Raw genomic sequence first — 2,115 nt, forward strand, 5'->3', positions numbered from 1 at the left:
GGTGCTGACCATGGGCCACGGGGACGACGCGGCCCTCGCCACACCGGAACGCGCCGTGACCCTCACCTGCGCGCCGACCTCCTCCGGCACCCACCCGTCCGCCGCCCGGGCCTGCGCCGAACTGCGCGGAATCGGGGGCGACTTCGACGCCCTGGCGACCCGGAGCGATGTGCTCTGCAACAAGCTCTACCGCCCCGTCGTCGTCACGGTCGAGGGTGTCTGGCAGGGCAAGCGCGTCTCCTACGAGCGCGCCTTCTCCAACGAGTGCGTGAAGGACTCCTACGGGTACGGAGGTGTCTTCACGTTCTGAGAGACCGGGGTCGCACGGTCTCCGTGGGCATCAGGAAGGGTCCGTAGCTGGGGAGTGCGCGCCCCTGTCGCGGAGCGCTGCGATCTCGCATCAGGGGTCGGCCGGGCAGTGTGGGGCTGCCCGCGCCGGCCCCTGTCATCATTACGGCCTTTCCGTCTGGGAGGGCATCGCGCGCAGCGGCGGAAAGCGGCCGAGCAGACCCGAGGCGCGCAACAGCCGGTCGATGCGCGGCCCGTCGGAGACGATCCGCAGCCGCCCGCCGCGTTCCCTCGCCCGTCGCTCGGCCCGGCACAGGACGCGCAGCCCCGAACAGTCGAGGAACTCGACGGGCCGCAGATCCACCAGTACGTCGGGCTCCGCGACCGCCGTCGCGGCGTCCAGGTGATCGACGACCAGGTCGGCGGTCGCCATGTCGATCTCCCCCGAGACCTCGACCACCGTGAAGGGGCCGTGCGACCGCGTACGGGCACAGGAGTTGGCCGCGGGACTGTCGCGTTCGTCCGCTTCCGCTGTCATGGCCGCTCCACCTCGGCACGGGGCGCATTCGGTCTCGGTAGTTACCCCGGAGAGGCCCCGAGAATCCATGACACGCCGCCCACAAGATCTGGTTCACTCGACATGGTGAACTTCGGTCAAAAAGGTTGACTTTCTGTCAGTAGGACAGAAAAGAGGGGCCGCCGTCTCCCTGTGGACGGCGACCCCTCGGTCCGTGCGGCTCAGTTTCGGGCGGAGCCGATCACATGTGAACGACCGGTGCGGCGTCCGCGTCCTGCTCCGGGGCCCCGCGGCGGTAGAGCGCGAACGCGATGAGCGTGCCCGCGGCGAAGAAGCCCGCCGACCACCAGAACGCGGTGGTGTAGCTCTCGATCGTCGCCTGCGCCTGGACCAGCTTGCTGGACGCGTCCTTCCCGGCCAGGTAGTCGGTCGCGGCGCTCGCGGCCAGCGTGTTCAGCAGCGCCGTACCGATCGAACCGCCCACCTGCTGCATCGCGTTGACCGTCGCCGAGGCGACACCCGCGTCCTCGGCGGCCACCCCGCTCGTGGCGAGCTGCATCGCCGGCGGCATCACCATGCCGAGGCCGGCGCCGATCACGATCAGCTGCGGCAGCACATGGGTCGCGTAGGACGAGCCGACCCCGATGCCGGTCAGCCAGGCCATGCCGACCATGGCGATGGCGAAGCCCAGCGGAATGACGACCTTCGGGCCGAGACGCGGCACGAGCATCGTGGTGCCGAGCTGCGCCATGACCATCAGGGCGCCGATCATCGGCAGGAACGCGACACCGGTCTTGGTGGGGCTGAAGCCGAGGTTCAGCTGGAGGTAGTAGGTGAGGAAGAGGAACACACCGAACATGCCCGCACCGGTGATCAGTACGGCGAGGAACGAGGCGCCCCGGTTGCGGTCGAGCAGGATGCGCAGCGGCAGCAGCGGGTGCGCGGCGCGATTCTGCCACCAGACGAAGGCCGCCAGCAGTACGACACCCACGATCAGGAAGCCCCAGGTCTGCGGCGAACTCCAGTCGTGCGTCTCGGCGTTGGAGAAACCGTAGACGAGGGAGAACAGACCGCCGGCGACCAGTACCGTGCCCGGCACGTCCAGCTTGGAGCCCGCGGCGTCGCGGTGGTTGGAGAGCAGGACCCAGCCGCCCGCGAAGGCGACGAAGGCGATGGCGACGTTGACGTAGAGCGTCCAGCGCCAGTCGAAGGCGTCGGTCAGCACACCGCCGAGCAGCAGGCCGACCGCGCCGCCGGCGCCCGCGATGGCGCCGTACACGCTGAAGGCCCGGGCGCGCTCGCGGGCGTCC

At 69.9% G+C, this 2,115-nt stretch carries 3 protein-coding genes; 1 reads left to right on the plus strand and 2 read right to left on the minus strand.

Annotated elements, in window-relative coordinates:
• Nucleotides 1-310: subtilase-type protease inhibitor (locus R6V09_RS51760; RefSeq protein ID WP_317888345.1), on the plus strand; the 310-nt coding region annotated here is incomplete at its 5' end.
• Nucleotides 311-451: 141 nt separating this feature from the next.
• On the opposite strand, the gene R6V09_RS51765 is transcribed toward R6V09_RS51760, so the two are convergent.
• Together R6V09_RS51765 and R6V09_RS51770 are read right to left on the minus strand one after the other, a co-directional pair.
• Nucleotides 452-826, minus strand: coding sequence for an STAS domain-containing protein (locus R6V09_RS51765; RefSeq protein WP_317888346.1), 375 nt, complete (start codon nucleotides 824-826; stop codon nucleotides 452-454).
• 220 nt (nucleotides 827-1,046) lie between these two features.
• Nucleotides 1,047-2,115, minus strand: a 1,069-nt coding sequence (locus R6V09_RS51770) for an MFS transporter (protein ID WP_317888347.1), incomplete at its 5' end; no start/stop codon positions are given.

It is taken from the genome of Streptomyces sp. W16, assembly GCF_033194735.1.
Lineage (GTDB): Bacteria > Actinomycetota > Actinomycetes > Streptomycetales > Streptomycetaceae > Streptomyces.

Excerpts from the sequence above, each read along its gene's own strand:
- R6V09_RS51765 (WP_317888346.1), bottom strand. The coding sequence starts at position 826 with ATGACAGCGGAAGCGGACGAACGCGACAGTCCCGCGGCCAACTCCTGT.